17 protein-coding genes are annotated in these 16,439 nt (G+C 53.0%); 4 read left to right on the top strand and 13 right to left on the bottom strand.

The features are described from left to right. Positions 1 to 110 precede the first annotated feature (110 nt). Positions 111 to 1,316 (bottom strand): glycogen synthase, encoded by a 1,206-nt coding sequence (gene glgA, locus RDM26_RS07110; protein WP_307738289.1) that lies wholly within the window; start codon positions 1,314 to 1,316, stop codon positions 111 to 113. 271 nt (positions 1,317 to 1,587) lie between these two features. On the opposite strand from glgA, the gene RDM26_RS07115 reads away from it, so the two are divergent. After that, positions 1,588 to 2,823 carry a glucose-1-phosphate adenylyltransferase gene (locus RDM26_RS07115; RefSeq protein WP_307738290.1) on the top strand — a complete coding sequence of 412 codons (1,236 nt, stop codon included), beginning with the start codon at positions 1,588 to 1,590 and terminating at the stop codon, positions 2,821 to 2,823. A 124-nt stretch (positions 2,824 to 2,947) separates the two neighbouring features. Here the strand turns inward: RDM26_RS07115 and RDM26_RS07120 are convergent, their stop codons facing one another. Next, on the bottom strand, positions 2,948 to 3,436 hold the full coding sequence (locus RDM26_RS07120) for a histidine phosphatase family protein (RefSeq protein WP_307738291.1): 489 nt from the start codon (positions 3,434 to 3,436) through the stop codon (positions 2,948 to 2,950). 51 nt (positions 3,437 to 3,487) lie between these two features. On the opposite strand from RDM26_RS07120, the gene RDM26_RS07125 reads away from it, so the two are divergent. After that, positions 3,488 to 3,715 carry a hypothetical protein gene (locus RDM26_RS07125; protein ID WP_307738292.1) on the top strand — a complete coding sequence of 76 codons (228 nt, stop codon included), beginning with the start codon at positions 3,488 to 3,490 and terminating at the stop codon, positions 3,713 to 3,715. A gap of 53 nt (positions 3,716 to 3,768) precedes the next feature. Here RDM26_RS07125 and RDM26_RS07130 read toward each other — a convergent pair whose 3' ends face one another. After that, the gene (locus RDM26_RS07130) at positions 3,769 to 5,433 is read right to left on the bottom strand and encodes an ATP-binding cassette domain-containing protein (protein WP_307738298.1); all 1,665 of its coding nucleotides are present in this window, start codon (positions 5,431 to 5,433) and stop codon (positions 3,769 to 3,771) included. Between the two features lie 146 nt (positions 5,434 to 5,579). On the opposite strand from RDM26_RS07130, the gene RDM26_RS07135 reads away from it, so the two are divergent. After that, complete coding sequence (locus tag RDM26_RS07135; protein WP_307738293.1) at positions 5,580 to 6,533, top strand: sugar-binding domain-containing protein; 954 nt, start codon at positions 5,580 to 5,582, stop codon at positions 6,531 to 6,533. Between the two features lie 205 nt (positions 6,534 to 6,738). Next, positions 6,739 to 7,530 carry an HAD-IIA family hydrolase gene (locus RDM26_RS07140; protein WP_307738294.1) on the top strand — a complete coding sequence of 264 codons (792 nt, stop codon included), beginning with the start codon at positions 6,739 to 6,741 and terminating at the stop codon, positions 7,528 to 7,530. Between the two features lie 89 nt (positions 7,531 to 7,619). On the opposite strand, the gene argF is transcribed toward RDM26_RS07140, so the two are convergent. From argF to RDM26_RS07190, 10 genes are all read right to left on the bottom strand, one after another. Further along, complete coding sequence (gene argF, locus RDM26_RS07145) at positions 7,620 to 8,624, bottom strand: ornithine carbamoyltransferase (RefSeq protein ID WP_024059086.1); 1,005 nt, start codon at positions 8,622 to 8,624, stop codon at positions 7,620 to 7,622. A gap of 66 nt (positions 8,625 to 8,690) precedes the next feature. After that, positions 8,691 to 9,917, bottom strand: a complete 1,227-nt coding sequence (locus tag RDM26_RS07150) for an arginine deiminase (protein ID WP_024059087.1) — start codon at positions 9,915 to 9,917, stop codon at positions 8,691 to 8,693. A 43-nt stretch (positions 9,918 to 9,960) separates the two neighbouring features. Beyond that, on the bottom strand, positions 9,961 to 10,392 hold the full coding sequence (locus RDM26_RS07155; protein ID WP_038109799.1) for a metal-sulfur cluster assembly factor: 432 nt from the start codon (positions 10,390 to 10,392) through the stop codon (positions 9,961 to 9,963). Between the two features lie 121 nt (positions 10,393 to 10,513). Then, a complete protein-coding gene (gene sufU / locus RDM26_RS07160) occupies positions 10,514 to 10,975 on the bottom strand; it encodes a Fe-S cluster assembly sulfur transfer protein SufU (RefSeq protein WP_024059089.1) in 462 nt (153 codons plus the stop codon). Then, positions 10,975 to 12,243, bottom strand: coding sequence for a SufS family cysteine desulfurase (locus RDM26_RS07165; RefSeq protein WP_307738295.1), 1,269 nt, complete (start codon positions 12,241 to 12,243; stop codon positions 10,975 to 10,977). Before RDM26_RS07165 ends, sufU begins: the two co-directional genes overlap by 1 nt. Positions 12,244 to 12,292: 49 nt before the next feature. Further along, positions 12,293 to 13,039, bottom strand: coding sequence for a Fe-S cluster assembly ATPase SufC (gene sufC / locus RDM26_RS07170; RefSeq protein ID WP_024059091.1), 747 nt, complete (start codon positions 13,037 to 13,039; stop codon positions 12,293 to 12,295). Beyond that, the gene (locus RDM26_RS07175; protein ID WP_307738296.1) at positions 13,040 to 13,384 is read right to left on the bottom strand and encodes a Rieske 2Fe-2S domain-containing protein; all 345 of its coding nucleotides are present in this window, start codon (positions 13,382 to 13,384) and stop codon (positions 13,040 to 13,042) included. Beyond that, positions 13,381 to 14,562 (bottom strand): Fe-S cluster assembly protein SufD, encoded by a 1,182-nt coding sequence (sufD, locus tag RDM26_RS07180; RefSeq protein ID WP_307738297.1) that lies wholly within the window; start codon positions 14,560 to 14,562, stop codon positions 13,381 to 13,383. Before sufD ends, RDM26_RS07175 begins: the two co-directional genes overlap by 4 nt. Then, positions 14,562 to 16,016 carry a Fe-S cluster assembly protein SufB gene (gene sufB / locus RDM26_RS07185; RefSeq protein WP_024059094.1) on the bottom strand — a complete coding sequence of 485 codons (1,455 nt, stop codon included), beginning with the start codon at positions 16,014 to 16,016 and terminating at the stop codon, positions 14,562 to 14,564. The genes sufD and sufB overlap by 1 nt, the downstream gene beginning before the upstream one ends. A 36-nt stretch (positions 16,017 to 16,052) precedes the next feature. After that, the coding region (locus tag RDM26_RS07190; protein ID WP_374041829.1) for a helix-turn-helix transcriptional regulator at positions 16,053 to 16,439 on the bottom strand (387 nt) is incomplete at its 5' end.

Consider the following 16,439-nt stretch of genomic DNA (forward strand, 5'->3'; position numbering starts at 1 on the left):
ACGGCGCGGGCGACGGCCGCGCCGAGGGCTTCGGGCTCGCGGGGAAGATTAAAGCCCCCAACGGCCCCCCCCCCCGCTGCAGCTAGCAGACTTTTAGGTGCGTACTGGCTCTATAACAGAGAGCGGTATAGTTCCACAGTTTTATCGGCAACAGTCTGCCAAGAGAATTTTTGTTCCACCCGTTTACGTCCAGCTTTACCCATTTTTTTGGCCAGATCGGGATTCTCCACCAGCTTAGTGATGCGTTCGGCCATATCTCGGTGGAATTTCTTGGGATTCGTGGGGGTACCGCTGCCGTCAGTTAACTGTTCGATCGGCACTAGATAACCGGTCTCGCCCTCGGCAATGCAATCGGGAATTCCACCGGTAGCAGTCCCTACCACCGGCAGCTCCATTGCGGCTGCCTCCAAATTGACAATCCCCATCGGTTCATAAATCGAGGGGGTAACAAATACTTGCGCTGCCGACAAGATGTTGACCAGCTGGTCGTGCGGGAGCATCTGTTCAATCCAGATGATTCCGCTGCGCTCCGCTGATAATTCGTCAACCAATTCGCGTACTTCTTTTTCAATCTCCGGGGTGTCGGGTGCCCCGGCACACAGTACTACCTGAGAATCTACCGGAATTTGTTTGATCGCTTGCAAGAAGTGGGGCAGACCCTTTTGGCGGGTTATCCGCCCTACGAAAACCACTGTCGGCACCTCCGGGTCGATGCCGTATTTAGATAGGGTTTCGGCAACCGCTTCCTGGTCGGTAGGTAGCGCCCAATCGCTTAGATCCAAACCATTATGGATAACGTGAACCTTATCCGGGTCTATCTGTGGGTAGGCCCGTAAAATATCTTCCTTCATCCCGTGGGAGACCCCCACCACCGCATCGGCTGCCAGATAGGCAGTTTCTTCGGCCCAGGATGACAGGTTATAGCCGCCACCTAATTGTTCCCGTTTCCAAGGACGGAGCGGCTCTAAAGAATGAGCCGTCACCACATGCGGAATCTCGTACAGTTTCTTTGCCCAGTGACCAGCCATATTGGCATACCAAGTGTGGGAGTGCACCAAGTCGGCTTGGTCGCAATGCTGCGCCATCTGTAAATCGATCCCCAGGGTACGCAGCGCGGCGTTTGCTCCGTCTTGTTTGGCGCAATAGTCATATCCCGTAACTTTGATTCTCCCGCCACTATCGGGACGAGAGCCATCGAAGCAATGTACCCCCACCTCAATTCTTTCCGCTAATACTTTCGCCAACTCAGTTACATGGACGCCAGCGCCACCATAGACATGAGGGGGATATTCTCGGCTCAACAAATCGACACGCATTTTAGGGATCCTTTCCTAAGTGACCTTTAATTTTGCCGCTATCTACTAGATTAGTGGAATCGTGAAGGCACGGGGCAAAAACGGGAAATCCTCCGCTCCTGCCCCGCACCAAAAACACTTATCCCAAGGAAAGACTCTGCGCTGGATTCTAGGACAAGGCAAAAAGCGGAAGACTAATATTTAATAAATTCTACGTAAGCGGACTATTACCTTTTAATTAATCAAGCTCAAATCCCCGCGCCAGCCCTAGAGCTTGGCATAAGCTGACGTCATGGGAAAAAATAATGTGTTAGCAATGATTCTGGCTGGCGGCGAAGGCAAGCGCCTGATGCCCCTTACTTTAGATAGAGCAAAACCGGCGGTTCCCTTTGGTGGAACCTACCGCTTGATCGATTTCGCGCTTTCCAATGTGGTGAACTCCGGTTATCTCCGCTCGGTGGTACTCACCCAATACAAATCGCACTCGCTAGACCGCCACTTAGCCACCACCTGGCGGATGTCAGATTTGCTGAGCAACTATGTAGCCCCCGTTCCCGCCCAGCAGCGGCGCGGAAAGCACTGGTATTTGGGCAGCGCAGATGCGGTCTACCAGTCGCTAAACATTGTGCGTGATGAGGACCCTGACTACGTCCTGATTATTGGCGCGGACAATATCTATCGGATGGACTTTTCACAAATGGTCGATGACCACATTAAATCCGGCCTGCCTTGTACGGTTGCCGGGATTCGGCAACCGATTGAGCTTTCCAGTGCTTTTGGGGTCATTGACCAAACGAACGGAACGATTAATCGCTTCATCGAAAAACCCGATACCTGCGAGGGTCTACCTGATGATCCCACTAAGTTCTTGGCTTCAATGGGTAACTATGTGTTTACCACTAAAGATCTAGTGGCAGCCCTACAAGCAGACGCTGAGAATGAAGATTCTAACCACGATATGGGCGGGGATCTGGTGCCCTATTTCGTAGAGCATGGCGGGGTGAACTGCTATGACTTCATTGAAAACGAGGTTCCGGGCGCTACCGATCGTGACCGTGACTATTGGCGCGATGTCGGCACTATCGATGCCTTCTACGAAGCGCACCTGGATCTGCTGTCGGTGTCTCCGGTATTTAACCTGTATAACTTTGACTGGCCAACCTATACGAAGCTAGACGCTTGGCTGCCCCCTGCCAAGAGCACCTTTAGCGATGAGAACCGCCGCGGCATGGCTCTGGATTCGATTGTTTCTCCGGGGGTAATCATTTCCGGGTCACGCGTGGAACGTTCCATGCTCTCTCCCCGAGTGCATTTGCATTCTTTCTCTTCGGTGGACGGCTCAGTGTTAATGAATGGTGTAGATGTGGAACGCTCCGCCGTGATCCACAATGCCATCTTGGATAAGAATGTGCGGGTCGCGGAAGGGGTACAGATCGGCATTGATCATGATAAAGACCGCGAACGCGGCTTTACAATTTCCGAGGGCGGGATCACCGTAGTCCCCAAGGGAACTATCGTCGATCATTAAGCTAAATCTCTCTAAGTTACCGGGGAGCACTTCTTTTGAAGTGCCCCCCGCGCTGTCTCTAACAGCGCGTTAGGCAATAAAGCAAAGCTAGTTCACAATGAAAATGTCAGGGTATCCCTCATGTCTAGGCGCGCAGCGGAGCGTGAAAAACCCCAGTTAGCTCCCCGCTACCAGAGCCAAGATGATTAAACGAGCGAACGTGAAAAGCAATAGCGGTAGCGGTGGATACTCCACAGGGAATGCCGGCGTTTTCCGGAGCTAACAGCTGGGCAGTCATCGAGATAATCGGCTCATGTCCCACTACCAAAATAGCTTTACCACCTGCCGGTTTATACTCTTCCACTAGACGCAATAGCCGCTCTGGGGAGCAATGGTATAGCTCATCCTCTGCCAGTAGTTGCACGCCGGGGTAGGATTGCCCCAGCTGCCCCGCAGTTTGTCTGGCGCGAGCCGCCGTAGAATGCAATATCAGCTCGACCTCGACCCCCTCTTTAACCAATAACGCTCCCAGCTCTCGCGACTGCCGCACCCCACCCGGGGTCAAGGGACGAGAGTGGTCGCCCTGGCCGTAACCAGCCTGGGCGTGGCGTACCAGGGTTAAATCGTAACTCATAGCCCTATCCTAGCTATGTCTCTAGAATGAAAACTAAGGACAAGGAGAAACATGGCTTTAGCTAAAGGACCAGAAGATAACATCTGTTCAGCCCGCCGGTGCGAAAACCCGGCGACCAAAGCGGTATTGTGGCGTAACCCCAAGATTCCCCGCCCCGTACATAAAACCTGGCTGACTTGCGATGAACACGCCGAGTTTTTGCAGCAATACCTGGCTTATCGCTCTTTTCCCACTAAAGTGATTCCTTTTAGCGAGATTGATACGGCAACTTTGGATTAATCCCCGGATTACCCGCTACCGCCAGCAAAGCACTGACCAAGGCCGGCACCTAGCTACGTCAACTCGACTAAATCCAGGTAGTCATCACTCCATAAATCCTCGTCCCCATCTGGCAGGAGCAACACCCGCTGCGGATTGAGCGCCTGTACCGCCCCCGGATCGTGGGTCACCAGTACTACTGCTCCCTCGTATTGGTCGAGGGCGTGCAAGATTTCTTCCCGAGACGCTGGATCCAGGTTATTGGTAGGTTCATCTAGTAGCAGCACATTGGCGCCACTTACCACCAAGGTGGCTAAAGCTAGCCGGGTTTTTTCTCCCCCCGAAAGCACACTGGCCGGCTTAAAAGCGTCCTCCCCGGAAAATAAAAACTGCCCTAAAATGTTGCGCACATGGGTTTCATCTAGATCGGGAGCCGCCGCGGTCATATTTTCGTAAACCGTGCGAGCCGGATCCAAGGTTTCGTGTTCTTGGGCATAGTATCCCAGTTTGAGGCCGTGACCGGGAACAACTTCCCCCGCGTCCGCGTCCTCGATCCCGTTTAGTAAGCGCAGCAGCGTGGTTTTCCCGGCTCCGTTTTCCCCGAGTACCACCACTTTGCTGCCGCGGTCGATTGATAAATCTAGGCCGCTAAATACCTCTAAGCTGCCATATGATTTCGCGAGGCCGCGCGCATTTAGCGGCACTTTACCGCAAGCTAGCGGAGTAGGAAAACGCAGGCGGGCAACTTTTTCGGCTTTGGTTTCAGTTCCGGCCTCTTTAATTAGTTCTTCGGCTCTCCGCAGCATTTGTTGCGCCGCGACTGCTTTAGTGGCTTTGGCTCGCATTTTTTCGCCTTGCTCGCGCAATGCCTGCGCTTTCGCTAAAGCGTTTTGGCGCTCCCGGCGCCGCCGCGCCTCATCTTGGGCGCGTTGCTTCAAGTAGGCATCCCAGCCGAGTTTATATTGGTCGATAACCGCGCGCGAGGCATCCAGGTACCAAACCTGGTTTACCGTGTCTTGTAGTAGCGCTGTAGAGTGGGTAACCATCACGAAGCCGCCAGCATAGGTACGCAGAAAATCGCGGAGCCAAATAATGGAGTCATGGTCTAAGTGGTTGGTGGGCTCATCTAAAAGCAGTACATCCGGCTGGGAAAACAGTACTCGCGCCAGTTCTACCCGACGGCGCTGTCCTCCGGAAAGGGTCGCCAGCGGCTGAGTGAGCGCGGCTTGGTCTAACCCTAAGTTATGGGCTATCTGCATAGCTTCCGAGCGGGCAGCATAACCCCCTAACCGGGTAAACTCTTCATCCAGGCGCGCGTATCTTTCTATCGTCTTCGCCTGGGTTTCCCCGCTGGTGGTGGACATTTTTTCTTGGGCATTCTCGATTGCTCGCAAAGTGCGATCCAAATCCCGCACCGCCATTATCCGAGAAATTCCGTCCTTTTGTTTCACCCCCACTGCTGGGTCTTGTGACAGATACCCTACCGACCCGGAGGAAGTTACTTTGCCTTGAAAATCGATATTGTCGATTAGTTCTTGGGCTTCGTCCTCGCTAAGGGAACCGCTGGAGCGATGTTTACCTAGAGCCACCAGCGCCGCTATCAAGCGCATAGTAGTGGTTTTACCAGCGCCATTGCGCCCGACTAGGCCGATTCGCATTCCTTTATCAATCCGCAAATTGGTGCGGGAGACCAAGAGCCGCTGCCCGATCCGCACTTCCATATCTTGCGCATTTATCACGGTGTGGATTCTACCCAGGAGCTGCCAGTAGTTAAAACCGATACGGCTATTGCCCGCCATAAAAACGCGATGGAAATAGCTATCCCTGCTGGGGCGGGCGATTACAATAGTGCTGTAGCAAAGGTGCCATAACAAAGGGAAAAGTCATGCCCGTAAATCTTAGCCGCAAAGACATTCAAGCTATTGATGCCGCCAAAGCCTACTATGGGGGCCTTCCCCAAAATGAAGTGGCAGCGCGGCTGGGAATTTCGCGCCCTACCGTTTCTAAACTGTTGCGCTATGCACGCGCCAAAGGATACGTGAAAATCACGGTTAATGATCCTCGGCTAGCGGATTCTTCGGCCGCAAATGCACTAAAATCCCGGTTCGGCTTAGAGGAGGCGGTGGTGGTTTACCCCAGCGCTCCCGCAGATAGTGAAGTCCGCAAAGCGCTAGGAGAAGCCGGAGCCCGAATGGTGGAAAAGGTGATTAAAGATGGGGACATGGTGGGGGTTTCCTGGTCTCGCACCGTTGAAGAAATCTCTAAAAACCTCACCACCCAACCGCGTAAGAATGTAGAGATCGTGCAACTGCGCGGAGGGGTAGGCGGGTTCGCGCGCGGACAAAGCGAAATCGAGGCAGTTAATCGTTTCGCCGAGGCTTTTAAGGCCAAGGCACACCTTTTAGGAGCACCCACCGTATTTCAAAGCGCCGAAGCTAAAGAGGCAATGATGAAAGAAAAGCAGGTGGCGGCAGCTTTGAAACGAGGACGAGACTCGCAGGTAGCCGTTTTTACCGTGGGAGATGCGGCCAAAAGTTCCTATCTTTTGACCCTGCCTACCCTCTCACGCGATGTGAAACTATTTTTAGAGCAGAAAGCAGTCGGCGATATTTGTTCTCGTTTCATCGACACCCATGGCCGGGTGTGTCTGCCGGAACTAAATGACCGCACGATGGCGGTCACTCTCGCGCAACTGCGCAGAATTCCCGAAAAAATAATGGTTGCTGGCGGAGGCGCAAAAGTAGCGATCATCAGAGTCGCCCTGGAACACGGCTACGCTAATCGGCTAGTAATCGATGCGGCCACCGCCGCCCAAGTGCTAGATATGCGAGCAAACTAGCCGCTCATCAAAGAGTTAACCGTCGCGCTCCTTTTATTTCCGCGACGGGTACTACATAAAACTAACCCTGGATTTGCAGCGCTTTCACGCCTGGCATAGCTCCGGTGGCTCGGCATTGATTACTTGAGGCTTCGCGATGGTAAATAGGCGGATAACAGGACTTTAGAGATAAGCATTTGCGGTATGTCCCCGCTAGGATGGGGGTATGAGCGATATTAGTGAATTGCGTAAACCTAAAGCCTGGATGACCGATATGGATGGGGTGCTGGTGCACGAATCCTTGGCACTACCAGGAGCACACGAGTTTATTGAAACTCTAAAAGGAAACAGTATTCCGTTCTTGGTACTGACCAACAACTCTATCTATACCAACCGCGACCTATCGGCACGGTTGGCATCCTCGGGATTAGAGGTTCCCGAAGACCGCATCTGGACTTCGGCTAATGCTACTGCCGATTTCTTAAATAGCCAGTCCCCCAACTCTACGGCTTTCGTCATTGGAGAGGCCGGTTTAACCACTGCGATCCACGAAACCGGTTATATCATGACTGAAACCGATCCGGAATACGTTGTCCTAGGTGAAACCCGCTTCTACGATTTCGTGAATATTACCAAAGCGATTCGACTAATCGAAAAGGGCGCGAAGTTCATTTGCACCAACCCGGACACTACCGGCCCTTCCGAGGACGGAACTCTGCCCGCGGTGGGTTCAGTGGCGGCAATGATCACCAGGGCTACCGGACGCCAGCCCTATTTTGTGGGTAAGCCAAATCCGGTGATGTTCCGGGCGGGACTAAACAAGCTGGGCGCCCACTCTGAGGACGCGGCCATGGTTGGTGACCGCATGGACACTGATATTCATGCCGGGGTCGAGAGCGGTATGGATTCCTACCTAGTGTTATCAGGTTCAACTTCCCGGGAGGATATCCAGAAGTTCCCCTATCGTCCCAAGGCGGTGTTCAACGGGATTGGGGATCTACTACCTCTACTTGGATAGTCTGCTTAGTTCACCTATCTGACGGTTAAATCATTAGGGGTGGCTCCCGGCCATTGGCCGGGAGCCCCCCTTTTCAGTACCTGACTATGCTAGTCGGTTAGCGTCCCCAAAGTAGCTACCATCACGGCTTTAATGGTATGCATTCGGTTTTCGGCCTGGTCAAATACTACTGAGCGTTCCCCACAGAAAACTTCATCGGTAACTTCTAAGGCATCTAGACCAGTTTTTTGGTAAATATCCTCCCCCACGGTGGTGGCGCGGTCATGAAAAGCAGGCAGGCAGTGCAAAAACTTTGCCTGCTCTCCAGCTTCCGCCATTAGCTGGGCATTCACCTGGTAGGGCAAGAGCAGCTTAATCCGCTCATCCCAGACTTCTTTCGGCTCCCCCATCGAAACCCAAACATCGGTATACAAGAAATCTGCGCCCTTAACCCCAGCAGCCGGGTCATCGGTGTGGGTGACTTTCGCGCCGGTCTGCGCCGCAATTTCATGGGCTTTATCAATCCAGCACTGTTCATTCCACAGCTGCTTTGGGCCGATAATTCGCACATCCATACCCATCATTGCCCCGGAAATCAGCAGCGAATTCGACATATTATTGCGGGCATCACCCAGATACGCAAAGGAAATATCGTGCAAGTCGCGTCCGGAATGCTCCATCATAGTTAGCTGGTCACAAAGCATTTGCGTGGGATGCCACTCATCGGTCAGGCCGTTCCAAACCGGCACCCCCGATAGGCGCGCCAAAGTTTCTACGTCCTCTTGACGACGTCCTCGAAACTCAATGCCGTCATAGAAGCGCCCCAGCACTTGCGCAGTGTCCGCCATAGATTCCTTATGCCCAATCTGGGAGGCCATCGGGTCAAGAAAGGTTACGTGTGCACCCTGGTCGTAGGCAGCTACTTCAAAAGAGCAGCGCGTGCGGGTAGAAGTTTTTTCAAAAATGAGGGCGATATTTTTACCTTTCAAATAAGGCTGTTCGCTTCCCGCGCGTTTGGCTGTTTTTAGCTGCGCCGCCAAATCCAGCAGATACCGCCACTCTTCGGAGGTAAAATCGAGTTCCTTTAGAAAATGGCGACCAGATAGTAATGCCACAGTTTAACCTTTCTATTTATTTCTTACTATTGAGCTAAATCTGTTTACCCGATTCAGACCCTTTATTTATTCAACAGCAGCTCGCGATAACGGACAGGTCATGCAGCGCGGCCCGCCGCGCCCGCGCCCAAGCTCTGCACTGGGAACTTCTAAAACCTTTACCCCCTGGGAGCGCAAGTAATCGATGGTTTGCCAGTTGCGGTCATAGGAAGTCACCACGTTTTCACGAAGTGCCAGCAGGTTACAAGCATCATTCCATTGCCCCCGTTCAGCTCCACTATCGGATTGTGGGGTTTGCAGAATATTAACCGCGCTTACTCCCGCCGCCTGGGCAAGAATCTCATGCATTTCGGCTTCCGGGTGCATCTGCCAAGAGATTTGACCGTCTGCGCCTCGGCGAGCAGTAACACTCGCCAACATCCCCAGCTTCTTGTATTTATAGAAAGTATCGCGATTAATCATCGTCAGCACCGTATCTAAATGCATTTGGGCTCGCTCCATCGGCATTAGTAGTCCCGTGACCATTTCTATTGACGAGGACGAATCCCGGAGCAGACGGGAAGCAAGGCGCTCGAAACCTGCCGGGCTGGTGCGTTCCGAAATCCCCACCAATACCGAGTTTTCCGAGAGTATTTCTACATCCCCGCCCTCGGTGGAGGCGGGAGTGTCGGCTACCCCCGCGCCAAACTGGGTAAGATTATCGCTAAAATCTGGGTGGAAGCGGTAGATAGCCTGCAAGTTCAGAGTTTCGCGGCGCCGGGCAGTCTTTTTCATGGCCGAGAGCATAACTCCCCTGCCAATCCAGGCGGAAGTATCCCGGGTAAACAGGTGGTTAGGGAGCGGCGCTAAGATAAAATCTTCCGTTTCTACTCGCGCCAAAACAGTGGAGGCTACCGCTCCTAGTTGAGACTCGATTTCTGCGCGGGTAAGCCCGCTAATCATAATTTGCGCCAGCTTCCGGCTCTCCTGCTCCGCCAGGTACTCTCTAAGCGGAGCGCTAAGCGCCACCCCAAAATGACGGTCATCAACAGTCTGTTCTAACAGCCATTTGCGTGCCGACGCTAACTCTAAAGTCTCGGCTAAAAGATCACGTAGATACACAACTTGGGCGCCTTGGGAAGAAAGCGTAGCGCTAAAGGTATCGTGATCTTCCCGAGCCTTCTCTAGCCACAAAATATCGTCAAAGAGTAGTTCCTCGCGATTTGAAGGAGTCAGGCGATCAATTTCGCTCCCAGGCCGGTGTACCAGTACTTTTTCTAGTTTCCCGACCTCGGACCAGACTCCACGCATCATGGATTTCCCCTTGCTAGATTATCTGCAAGCCTATGTTATCCCATTAGACGTTAAAGCCGAGAGCGCGTAACTGTTCGCGTCCTTCTTCCGTAATCCGATCCGGCCCCCACGGCGGCATCCACACCCAATTGATTTGTACTCTGCTGGCCATTGAGCCAAGCACCCATTGGGTTTGTTCTTCCAACATATCGGTAAGCGGACAGGCAGCAGAAGTGAGTGTCATCTCGACGATTACTGCCCCATCGGCTTGAATATCTACCCCGTAAATCAATCCCAAATCTACGATATTAATCCCAAGTTCGGGGTCGATTACATCTTTTAAGGCCTCCAGTACGTCCTCTTGCGTAGGCAGAGCCCCTGCAGGAGGAAGCGCGGCAGATTCTCCGGCAGATGCCGGATTTTCACTTGAATTAGGAGGAGCGGATTCTGCAGACTGGTTCGCGGGGTTATCCGCTTTCGAATTACCCCTCTCCAACTCCTGATTCTCGGCGTGATGATGTGCTTTAGAGGGCTGAAAAGGACCGGCATTTTCATTACCAGCAGCCACTTCCTGAAAGCGTTGAGGGACTTCAGAGGTATTTTCCCAAGGACGTTCTTCACTCATTTTCTTGCCTCGCTTGCGTTTTGGCGATTGATTCTCTAAGTGCCATCCACCCTAAAAGGGCGCATTTTACCCGGTTTGGAAACTTGGAGGTTCCCTGTAGGCTGGCCGCATCTTCTAAGGTATCTAGTACTTCGTCGGGAACTTCGCGGCCGCGAGAATGCATCATGTGGTCAAAATCTTTCCACAGTTGTTCAATTTCCGTCAACGATTTTCCCGCTACCAGGTCATTCATCATTGATAGCGATGCTTGCGAGATGGAACATCCCTGCCCCTGCCATGCAAGCTGTGAAAGCTTATCCCCCTCCAAAGTAACCTCTAAAGTAACCTCATCCCCACAAGTTGGATTAACTTGATGGGAGGAGGTGTCCGAAGGTTCTACCTGGCCACTGCCGTGTTTTTCCGCGGCGTGATCCATAATCACCTGTTGATAAAGCTGGTCAAGAGCTGAAACCATTAATTCCCCCTCAAAAAGAAACTACGCACAACCTCTAGACCGGCGATTAGCCGGTCAATATCTTCGCGGGAAGAAGTCAGTGATAGCGATGCCCTACAAGAGGATCGCAACCCGTAGTGGGCGTGCAGCGGGAGGGCGCAGTGATGACCCACCCTAATCGCCACGTCCTCGGCATCTAATACCTGCCCCACGTCATGGGGATGGATGCCCGCGAAATCAAAGGCCGCGAGTCCTACCCGTTCGTGGTAATCAGCAGGCCCGAGTAGTCTTAGGTCTTTTACGGTCGCGAGCCCTGCTAGCAGATACTTAGTCAAAGCCAATTCGTGGCTACGAATCCGCTCCATCCCCACTTCCTGCAGGTAATCGAGTGCCACCGCCCAAGCGTGAATCTGGGCTACCGCTTGCGATCCGGCCTCGAAACGCTCCGGGAGAGGTTGGAAACTGGTTTTGTCCATGGTGACATCGGTAATCATGGAGCCACCTGCCAAAAAAGGCGGCAATTGCTCTAGCAATTCTCGGCGGCCATATAGCGCTCCAATACCGGTGGGGCCTGCCATTTTATGCCCGGAAAAACAAGCGAAATCTGTGCCCAGAGCTTTAACATCTAAAGGCATATGCGCGCTGGATTGGCAGGTGTCTAACACTACCCAAGCTCCCACCGCGTGAGCCGCCTGGATAATAGGCGCTATATCAGTAATCGCCCCCGACACATTAGAGGCATGAGTTACCGCCACTACCTTGGTGTTCGCGGTGATCGCATCCAGGGTTTCCAGATCAATGCGCCCTTCGCGGTCTAAATCCAGATAAGCGAACTCGCAGCCGGTGCGCTGGCTAAGTAACTGCCACGGCACCAGGTTAGCGTGATGCTCTGCCCGAGTAGTAACCACCCGATCACCTTTACCGATCAGGGGAGCCCCGCCATCAATCCCGGGGTTAGACAGGCCATAGGCCACCAAATTTAGCGCCTCAGTCGCATTCTTGGTCCACACGATTTCTTCCGGGCAGGCTCCAACAAAGCCAGCCAGTTTCGCCCGTGCGTCCTCGAAATATTGGCTAGATTCATCGGCTAGCAGGTGAGTACCCCGATGCACCGCTCCATTAGAGTTTTCGTAAAAACTACTTTCGGCTTGCATCACCGAACGCGGTTTTTGAGAGGTCGCGGCCGCATCTAAATAGACAATCGGTTTTCCTCCCCGTCCGGTGCGAGAAAGAATCGGAAAATCGGCGCGCAAACGCGCCAGTTCCGTATCGGAAAATGGAGAATCCATTAGCTATGTCCTCTCAAAAACCAGCAACTTGCCTCAGCAGTAAGGCGGCTTACAGGTAGGAGTCGTACCCGCTGGTTTCCAGTTTGTCTGCCAGTTCGCTACCTCCGGAATCCACGATTCGCCCGTTGGCGAATACGTGCACGAAGTCTGGCTTAATGTAGTTTAAAATCCGCGAATAGTGAGTGATTACCAGCAGCCCACAGCCGAGTTTTTCGTGGGCGTGATTAACCCCCGCAGACACAGTGCGCAAAGCGTCAATATCCAGGCCAGAGTCAGTTTCATCCAGAATGGCGAACTTCGGATGCAGAATCTGCATTTGCAGGATCTCTAGCCGCTTCTTTTCTCCTCCGGAAAAACCAGCGTTGAGGTCGCGGTTAGCAAACTGCGGGTCTACCCGCAGGTCTTCCATGGCCTCTTTAAGTTCTTTTACCCAGGTACGCACGGGCGGAGCCTGTCCATCGACTGCAGTACGGGCGGTACGCAAAAAGTTAGATACCGTGACTCCGGGAACCTCCACCGGGTATTGCATTGCCAGGAATAAGCCGGCGCGCGCCCGATCATCTGGGGATGATTCCAGGATATTTACCCCGTCTAGGAGCACTTCCCCGCCCTCGATATGGTAACCGGGGTGACCAGCAATCGAATAGGCAAGGGTAGATTTACCCGAACCATTCGGCCCCATAATCGCGTGTTTCTCCCCCGAATTCACCGTTAGAGAGGCGCCCTTAAGAATATGTTTTATCCCTTCGGGAGTTTCTACCGAAACTTTCAGGTCTTTAACTTCTAGTTTCCCCATTTATTCATTTCCTTTACTGCGGCTGCAGGCGTCAACGTAAACCGCCTGTCCTTTGATTTCAAGCTGATAACAGTTAACTGGCTCGGTAGCGGGCAAAGTGGGCTGCCCAGTATTGAGATCGAATTGGGCGCCGTGCCCCCAACATTCGATCGCGCAGCCTTCTACGTCGCCCTCGTCTAATGCCACGTCTCCGTGAGTACACAGGGCGTCTATTGCGTGCCAGCCGCCTTCTTCATCACGCACCACGGCGATTGGAATCTTTTTCCCTCGCGCGCCTATTACTTCAGCGCGTAGTGCCTGCGCGGGCCCCAGGGCGCTAAGATCGCAAACTTTTTCGAAGCTCATAGCGGATCCGGCCCTTTCTCCAAGCGGGCATCAATCGCGTGGAGCAGACGCTCTTCAATCTCCTCAATCCCGATTTGGCGAATAACTTCCGCGAAGAACCCATGAACTACCATTTTGCGGGCAATATCTTCTGGAATACCCCTAGAGAGCAGGTAGAACAGTTGTTCCTCGTCAAAGCGTCCGGTAGCCGAAGCATGTCCGGCTCCCGCAATCTCGCCGTTTTCAATCTCTAGGTTAGGTACCGAATCAGCTTTGGCACCCTCATTTAATACCAGATTGCGGTTTTGTTCATAGGAATCGGTGTTGAAAGCTTGCTTACCAATCAACACATCCCCAATCCAGACTGCGTGCGCCAGCTGACCTTGCAGTGCCCCTTTATAGTGCACATCGGAGCGGCAGTTTTCAGCGCTGTGGTTGACGAACAGACGGTGTTCTTGATGCTGATCAGTGTCGGTGAAGTAAACACCGAACAGTTCAACTTCCGCGCCTGGTTTATCCAGTTCAATGTCGGGACAAATCCGCACCAGGTCGCCACCCAAAGTAATCGCAATATGCTTTAGCTTGGCATCTTTTTCCACGTTCATGCGGTGGTTACTGGCGTGAACTGCCGTTCTATCCCACTCTTGGATAGAAACAAATTCTAGTTGCGCCCCAGATTCCACATCGATTTCTACCCCCTGGTTCAACTGGGCATCCCCGGTGTGCTCCAGGATCACCAGAGCTTTCGCATCCGGTTTCACATCGATGCAGATATGCTGAGCTGCCGGCTGCCGATTTTCCCCGATCACCTTAATACGTACCGGTTCGCTAAGCGACTCCGCGATTACTACGTTCACCAGTTCGCGGTGACTGTTCCACTCTACAATCGCGGCGCGATCCCCGGGAGCACCTACTTTTCCGTGAATATCACTGTCGGCAGCTATTTCCACATAGGAGGACGTGCCCAGCTTAACCCGCTTAGTTTCGTTCACTGTCTGCCCAGCAACTTCAACTCGGGGAGCCTCCCCCTCTAAAGTATCCCCGAGCAGCATTTTTATCCGCTCTATCGGAGTGAACCGCCAATCTTCCTCGCGTCCGCCAGGCATAGGGATATCGGCGAGGTTAAACGAGGTGGGACGATCCGCCCGGGAAGGAGCCGCAACTACTTTATGGCCTGTCTGCTTTACCATCTCGGCCATTACCCCACCGATCCTTCCATTTGCAGTTCAATCAGGCGATTAAGCTCCAGGGCGTACTCCATTGGGAGTTCCCGCGCGATCGGCTCAATAAAGCCGCGCACAATCATCGCCATCGCTTCCGTTTCACTAAGCCCCCGACTCATTAAATAAAAGAGCTGGTCAGCACTAACTTTAGAAACCGTAGCCTCATGCCCCATCTCGACGTCATCGGTTTGAATATCCACATAAGGATAGGTATCGGTACGGGAAATCTGGTCTACCAGCAGCGCATCACACACTACCGACGCTTTAGAATGTTTAGCCTCAGGTGCGATCTGTACCAGACCGCGGTAGGAGGAACGCCCTCCGTTACGGGAAATAGATTTCGAGACAATTGAAGAGGACGTATTGGGCGCTAGATGCAACATTTTTGCACCGGTATCTTGATTTTGCCCTTCTCCCGAGAATGCTACGGACAGTGCCTCTCCCCGGGCATTCTTACCAGTCAAATAAACCGAGGGGTACTTCATATTAGTTTTTGACCCCATATTGCCATCAACCCATTCCATAGTGGCGCCCTCTTCACAGATCGCGCGCTGGGTTACCAGGTTGTAGACATTAGTCGACCAGTTCTGAATGGTGGTGTAGCGCACCCGGGCATCCTTGAGGCAGAAAATCTCTACAATCGCGGAGTGTAGAGAATCAGATTTGTAGATCGGGGCGGTGCACCCTTCCACGTAGTGAACGTAAGAGCCCTCGTCAGCAATGATCAGAGTGCGCTCAAATTGCCCCATATTCTCGGTGTTGATCCGGAAATAAGCTTGTAGGGGAATCTCTACATGTACCCCTTTGGGTACGTAGATGAAAGATCCCCCCGACCATACGGCAGTGTTCAGGGCAGCGAACTTATTATCCCCGGCAGGCACTGCCTTACCGAAGAAGCGTTTGAAGAGGTCTTCGTGTTCCCGCAAAGCCGTGTCGGTATCTAAAAACACTACCCCTTGTTTTTCCAGGTCACCGCGGATCTGATTGTAGACCACTTCCGATTCATACTGGGCGGCTACCCCAGAGACCAAGCTCTCACGCTCCGCTTCCGGAATCCCCAGCCGATCATAGGTTTTCTTAATGTCCTCGGGCAGGTCTTCCCAGGAATTGGCTACCTTGTCGGTAGAGCGCACAAAATACTTAATCTGATCCATATCCAGATCCGATAGATCCGGCCCCCAGTTCGGCATGGGTTTGCGCTCAAAAACTTTCAGAGCCTTCAGGCGACGCTTGAGCATCCATTCGGGCTCGTTCTTCTCGGCAGAGATAAAGCGCACCACGTCCTCATCGAGGCCACGCCGAGCGCTTTGCCCTGCTGCATCGGAGTCGTGCCATCCGTACTCATATTGAGTGCCAATTGAGTCAATAACCTGCTGGTCAGCAGCCTCTTTTTCCTCTTTTGTGGCAATCACCGGCGGTGATGATGTCATTTGTGTTTTTATTCCTTCTTGTCGTTTCTTCCTGCCCTAGTCTGCCATGTTCACCGATTTACGGAGAATTTTGGGAGAAGGTAACACTATCGGCACCGAAGTGGTGCACACATGCTCCCCATCAGCCAAAGTCGCTAATCGTTGCACATGTACGTCTAAAAGACGTGAAAAAGCTTGGGTCTCCGCTTCGCAAAGTTGCGGAAATTCGCCGGCCACTTCCTGTACCGGGCAATTACCTTGACAAAGCTGGACTGCAAATCCGCCATTGCCTACCTCGCGCACCGTAGCGGCATACCCATCGGCGGGTAAGGCATCGGCGAGGGCGCGCGCCCCAGCCCGCGGGTCTCGCCCCCCCCCTTTTATCAAAGGAGCGTAGCGGCTTTTAATATTGCGAGAATGAGCGGGGGCGGAGGGATCAAATCC

The organism is uncultured Varibaculum sp. (genome assembly GCF_902489465.1).
Lineage (GTDB): Bacteria > Actinomycetota > Actinomycetes > Actinomycetales > Actinomycetaceae > Varibaculum.